Source organism: Mycobacterium sp. 94-17 (assembly GCF_035617725.1).
Lineage (GTDB): Bacteria > Actinomycetota > Actinomycetes > Mycobacteriales > Mycobacteriaceae > Mycobacterium.
This window is the reverse complement of the sequence record NZ_JAPIYN010000032.1, coordinates 34454-40493: the sequence shown is the minus strand read 5'-3', so window position 1 is coordinate 40493 and position 6040 is coordinate 34454. Positions and strand designations below refer to the sequence as shown.

The following is a 6040-nucleotide window of genomic DNA, read 5'->3' as shown; positions in this document are numbered from 1 at the left end:
TCCCGGACCTACTACAACCGCAAGAGAACCGAAGGCAAAACCCACACCCAAGCCATCCTCGCCCTGGCCCGCCGACGTCTCAACGTCCTGTGGGCCATGCTCCGCGACCACGCCGTCTACCAACCCGGGACCAAACCCGCGGCCGCTTGACAACGTCATTGAGAATCCCCCTTGCTGATGAGATTTCGCCGTCGCTTTGCCGGAAAATTCCTCCGCTATGCCCGCAGCCCCATCTCAGGCTGCGATAGTGCGCAATCCTGCGGGAGTCCGAGCGCCGTGAAGCCTCTGCGAAAGAGGAGCCCGGCCGCCGTATCGGACAGCTAAAGCAGGCGGCGTTGGTCGCAAAAACGTGATCGCGCTATGCGATCCAAAACGACCGGTCGAAGACGTCCGAAAGCTGGCGGGCAAACGTGTTTTCGACTCGGCGGTACCGATCTCGCAGCTGCTCTCGGGCGTGGTGAGTGTGGTTGATTGCCTGTTAGCCGAGCCCACTCAACCGATTCATCGAGAACAGGCCGTCAGCCTGGACGCTTCTGTTGTACTTTCCGGACACTTCATTCCCCTGGGTGAACACCGATTGCCTGCTGCACGGCCCGAATAGTGCAGCGCCCCATTCGCACAGCATCGGCCACGATTTGGCCCCATAAACCCATTCGGGATGAATCTCAGAGATTTCACAAAGTTGACTGTGCAATCGCCCGATTCGTACCCGAGAGTGTCGACGATCAGCCAATACGCCGCAGACGGGCGAAGTGTTCCACGAGATCGGCTGCACGGCAAACACTTTCGGCGGGTATTGTCATTTGGGTGGCGTTCTCGCGGGCTCGCGCTGCGTACTGCGGAGCCAGGATGATGCGCAGGTCCGCGACCAGTGATTCGCGGGTAGTGGCCGAAAAGCGCCGGGCAGTACCAACTTTCAACCGCTTGACACGAGTGCCCCAGAGAGTCTGATCGAGGTCGGTTGACAGAATCAATGTGGGCACTCCAGCGCGCAGGCCCGCGGCCGTGGTGCCCGCGCCGCCGTGGTGCACCACCGCGCGGCAGGCGGGAAGGGTGGCCGCGTAATTGACGGTGGCGACGACCTTAACGTGTTCGGGCTGAGGGACGGAACCGAAGTCGGTCCCGGCGGCGCAAACCAACGCACGCTCCCCTAACTGCTCGCATGCGGCACTGATCATCGCGAGCGTGTCGGCGGCAGACTCGACCCGAATGCTGCCGAAGCCGAAGAAAATCGGTGGTGTTCCCCCGGCAATCCACGACGCGACCTCGCCGTCGGCTTCGGTGGGCGACTCCAGCGTGAGGGCGCCGACAAAGGGCCGTTGGCCACCATATTTCGCCCATTCGGCGGCCAACCCGGGAAAGCACACCTCGTCGTAAGCCTGAATTTCCAACGATCCGCGGTCGGTAATCCGCCGCCGCGACGGGCCCGTGGCTTTCGGCAGGCCGAGTTCACGGCGCTGCGTGTCCTCGACCTTCTTCGTCCCGCGCCACGACACCCACCAGAACAGCCTCATCACGAAGCGGCCCACCGGCGCGGGCAGGAAGGGCAGCAGCTCACCGTTAACCCGCAGGGGAAAATAATGCAACGTGGCCAGCGGAATGTCGTGATACTCCGCGACGTTCGCAGCCGCGTCCTCAAAGTTCAGGCCGCTGAACAGCAGATCGGCCCCGTCCGACAGCGATATCAGCGTCGCGCTCATCTGCTCCCAGCACCGCATAATGGGCTTTCCGACCTCGCGCCGCGAGCGGATAAGCTCCCGAATCTGCCAGGGTTTACGGAACAGACCGGCCCAGAAATTGCGGTGGGCGTCCAGAATGTCTTGCAGCTCTACCCCGCAGCCGACCGCAGAAAGTCCCGCCGACTCGGCGAAGCCGACGAGGTCGGGAGGAACGACCATGCGCACGTCGTGCCCGCGGTGCAGCAACTCACGACCGACCGTGACGCACGGTTCGACATCGCCGCGACTTCCGTAGCACGCGAGCACAATTTTCATCGCCGAGGCCTCGACATGGCGACTACTCTATTTGGTGCGTGATTCGGAGGCGCTCAGAGAGGCGTGCCGGTGAGCGAGAATGCCTTCAACGCGCTCGAAAGGTCATGTCGCAGGCCGTCGTTCGAGTTGGGCGCACCCGGCTGACAGGCGACAGCCGAGACGAAGACCTGTCCGTTCGCTCGTCCCGATCCGACGATCTGCAGCCCACCGAACCGATGCATTACCGCCTCGGTGATGCCCGGGTAGTGCATCCTCATGGCGAAGTAATCGGCGTCGGTACCATCCACGCAGGTGGCCGCGGGGTTGATCACACCCATGTGGGTTGAGACGACACTGGTCCCATTGTCGCGGATCGTTTTGATGAACCGCTTGGGCAACAGCGGAGCCAGCGACGCCATTGCCCGCTCCTCGTCGGGCTCCTGCTGATGGCGAATCAGCGCCTGCTTGATCGTGGCCCGGATGGGCCGCAGATCTGTCGTCAATGGTGCAGGATCGACGGTGATATCTACCGGGCCAATCGCATTACCGCGAGTATCGCCGGCGAGGCGCTCATTGACCGGAAGCCGCAAGGCGACCGAGCCGTCGGCGGTGACGCGCCCTCGTTGTTCAGCAAGGTGGGCCGCCAATCCCGCAAGCAACGAATTGCTCGTCCCGCCGAGCGCCTGTGCGCGGGCCTCCCACTCGTCGGCATCGACGAACAGCGTCGCAATGGGAACTGTGATGGGTTCGTCGGCCGCGGCGGCCAGCGCGGGCGGCGTGCGATGCGACGGCGCAGTGCCGGCTCCGGCAGCACTGCGGCTACGCCGAACCATCCGTACCGCGGTGGCCACGCCGCGACCGAAAGCGGGGACATCGCGCATGGTTTGGCGGGCGTCCTCGCCCAGGGCCTGCCAGCGCCGCCGCCACCCGGCGGCCGGCCAGTTGATCGGGTCGTCCCGCCCGAGCGCGGCATCGGCCAACCCCTCGAACAACCCGAGTCCGTCGGTGACACAGTGTGGGATGAGTAGGCTCACTCCTGCGCCGCCCTCGGTGAACGGAAGCACCGCAAGATGCCATACCGGTCCGCGTTCGCAATCCAACGAGATGTTCGCCTGCTCGTTGAGCCAGGAATCGAATTCTCCGCGCGGCCGCGCCGACGGGACGATCTCCAACTCCGATGAGCCGTTAGGGGACACCCAACGATGCCGGCCGAACGGCAATGGTGAGCGTTCGATGCGGCGCGACAACCGCCCCCGCTGAAGACGCTCACAGAACTGCCGCAAACCGTCGATGTCAATCGCGCGGTCATACACCCAGACGCTTTGCAGCTGGACGGTCACTCCTGACGCCAGCCCGAAGTCAAACATGCTCTGGTCCCGGGGATCGAGTACGTTCTCCACTTTCTAACCCTACGGTCGTACCGAATCCTTGCCCATCTGCCCGAAGTACTACTGACAATATCAGCTCATACCCTACTGAAAGTAGGTCTATTTGCCTGTGCTCTTACTGGCAGTATGCTGAATAACTGGCTTCCCCTGGCCACGCCAAAGCAAGCGCATTTGGCTGGTGATACATCGGATAAAGCTGATCGGGCCGGATCACAGATGATCCCGTTGAGGTCGCCGACTAGAGAGAGTGGTCGGCCGCACACTCCGAGACGTTCAAGTCGGCATGGGTGTGCTCGCGCTGTCGATCGCCGGTTTGCTGACAGTGGGTCGCGTTGCTGATCGACCTCGCGTTAGGTCCGCCGCTCGAGTCGCAGAGGTTTCGACATGGCGGTTACTTTCAAAGAGGTGTGCCGGTGAGCGAGAAGTCCTTCAAGGCGCTCGAAAGGTCATGTCGCAGTTCGTCGTTCGAGTTGGTCCCGCCCGGCCGATAGGCAGTAGCCGCGACGAAGATCTGTCCGTTCGCTCGTCCTGATCCTACGATTTGCAGTCCGCGGAACTGATGCATCATCGCCTCGGTCATGCCCGGGTAGTACATCCTCATTGCGAAGTAATCGGCGTCGGTGCCATCCACTCGAGTGGCGGCCGGGTTGATCACACCCATGTGGGTTGAGACGACGCTGGCCCCGTTGCCCCCGATCATCTTGACGAACCGCTTGGGCAACAGCGGAACCAGCGACATCAAATCCCGCTCTTCGTGGGGCACCTGCCGGTGATTAATCAGCGCTTGCTTGATCGTGGCGCGAATGTGTCGCAAGTCCGTGGTCAATGGTGCGGGATCGACCGTGATGTCTGCCGGGCTGGTTGCGTTGCCGCGGGTATCGCCGGGGACGCGCTGGTTGACCGGGATCCTCAAGGCGACCATGCCGTCGGCGGTAACGCGTCCTCGCCGTTCGGCGAGGTGCGCCGCCAATGCCGCAAGCAGCGTGTTGCTGGTCCCGCCGAGCGATTGTGCGCGGGCCTCCCACTCGTCGGCGTCGACGAACACCGTTGTGATTGGAAGTGCGATGGGTTCGTGGGTCCCGTTCGCGGGCTCCGTTGGCGTGGGAGGTGACGGAGTGGCAGCTCCGGCGCTATTGCGGCTCCGCCGGACCATCCGTACCGCAGTAGCGACGCCGCGGCCGAAGGCGGGAATATCGCGAATGGTTTGGCGCGCGTCCTGACGCAACGCCTGTGCCGGGCGGCGCGACGCCGCGGCGGGCCAGCGGATGGGGTCGTCGCGGCCAAGCGCGGCATCGGCCAGCCCTTCGAACAGGCCGAGCGCGTCGGTGACGCAATGTGGGATGAGCAGGCTCACCCCGGCGCCGCCGTCAGTGAACGGAACCATCGCAAGGTGCCAAACAGGTCCGCTCTCGGGATCCAATGAAATGTTCGCCTGCTCGTTGAGCCAGACGTCGAATTCTTCACGCGGCCGTGCCGACGGGACGATCTCGAGGCCGGCCGAGCCGTTGGCCGATACCCAGCGATGACGGCCGAACGGCAGCGGTGACGGTTCGACCCGGCGCGACAAACGTCCCCGCTGAAGCTGACCATAGAACCGTCGCAGACCATTGACGTCAATCGGGTGGTTGTACACCCAGACACCCTGCAGCAGGGTCGTAACTCCTGACGCTCGGCCGAAGTCAAACATGCTCTGATCGCTGGGGTCGAGTACGTTCTGCACTTCCTCACTTTATGTCGTGCTCACCGGGGGCATTGAGCCGCTCAAGCAAAAGGCGTGCTCAAGCCCAGGACAGCCCGGGCAAGCTTGGGGGAGACGGCCCGAAAATGCCGACACGGTAGTGTTCGGGTATGTGGGGCTCGGTGCTGGCGATGGGGCTCATCACAGGTCTCGAACCAATGCGCATCGGCGTCACTCTCCTCGTCATCTCCCGGCCACGGCCCGTGCAAAACCTGCTCGCCTACGGCGTTGGCAACCTCTTAGCGTGCTGTTTCACCGTGGTGATGCCGCTTTCGGTGGTGCAAGTCACCCCATCGTTTAAAAGCTTTGCGGACAGTTTGGCCACGAGCTCCACACTCCGGCACATTCAAGTCGGCATGGGTGTCCTGGCACTGTCGATCGCCGCGGTGATGACCGTCCGCTGGCTGACGACGCGAGCACGCCAGCCGGCGCACGTGACGGCGGGCGGCAGTTCGGCGACCCAACCGGCTGACTCGGATACGCCGCATGCAATCTCCAGGCTGTTGGTCCGCGCGCAGGATGCATCGACGGAGCCCACATCGGCCACCCACCGGCTACTCGGCCGCGCCTACAAGGCGTGGGAAAGCGGATCGTGGTGGGTCGCCTTGCTGATCGGTCTCGCCTTGGGTCCACCACTCGACGGAGTTCTGTTCCTGCTGGCTATCATCGTTTCCTCCGGAGGCACATTCGGCACGCAGGTCAGCGCCGCGATCATCTTCGTCGTCGGGCTGCTTTCGGTCGTCGAGATCACGCTGGCAAGCTACCTGGCCACACCGGCCAGAACCCTCGCAGTTTTAGAACGGGTGCATGGGTGGGCGCGAGATCATCGCCGCAAGATCCTGTTGACCATATGCACCCTCGGCGGGATCGCGCTCGTCGCCAATGGTATGGGCGCAGTCCAGATGGGGTGATTGCGAGTCCGCCTGCCCCCGCCTCCAATT

At 63.4% G+C, this 6040-nt stretch carries 4 protein-coding genes and 1 pseudogene; 2 read left to right on the top strand and 3 right to left on the bottom strand.

Annotated features, from left to right (window positions below; all coding sequences use genetic code 11):
• Positions 1-150 (top strand): annotated as a pseudogene (locus OQ789_RS24890) (IS110 family transposase); the annotation flags it as partial.
• A 575-nt stretch (positions 151-725) separates the two neighbouring features.
• On the opposite strand, the gene OQ789_RS24885 reads toward OQ789_RS24890, so the two are convergent.
• From OQ789_RS24885 to OQ789_RS24875, 3 genes are all read right to left on the bottom strand, one after another.
• Positions 726-1994, bottom strand: coding sequence for a glycosyltransferase (locus OQ789_RS24885; protein WP_324688961.1), 1269 nt, complete (start codon positions 1992-1994; stop codon positions 726-728).
• 53 nt (positions 1995-2047) lie between these two features.
• The gene (locus tag OQ789_RS24880; RefSeq protein WP_324688959.1) at positions 2048-3373 is read right to left on the bottom strand and encodes a hypothetical protein; all 1326 of its coding nucleotides are present in this window, start codon (positions 3371-3373) and stop codon (positions 2048-2050) included.
• A 385-nt stretch (positions 3374-3758) separates the two neighbouring features.
• Positions 3759-5081, bottom strand: a complete 1323-nt coding sequence (locus OQ789_RS24875; protein ID WP_324688958.1) for a hypothetical protein — start codon at positions 5079-5081, stop codon at positions 3759-3761.
• A gap of 128 nt (positions 5082-5209) precedes the next feature.
• Here OQ789_RS24875 and OQ789_RS24870 point away from each other — a divergent pair, with 128 nt between their 5' ends.
• Complete coding sequence (locus tag OQ789_RS24870) at positions 5210-6010, top strand: GAP family protein (RefSeq protein WP_324688957.1); 801 nt, start codon at positions 5210-5212, stop codon at positions 6008-6010.
• Positions 6011-6040 lie beyond the last annotated feature (30 nt).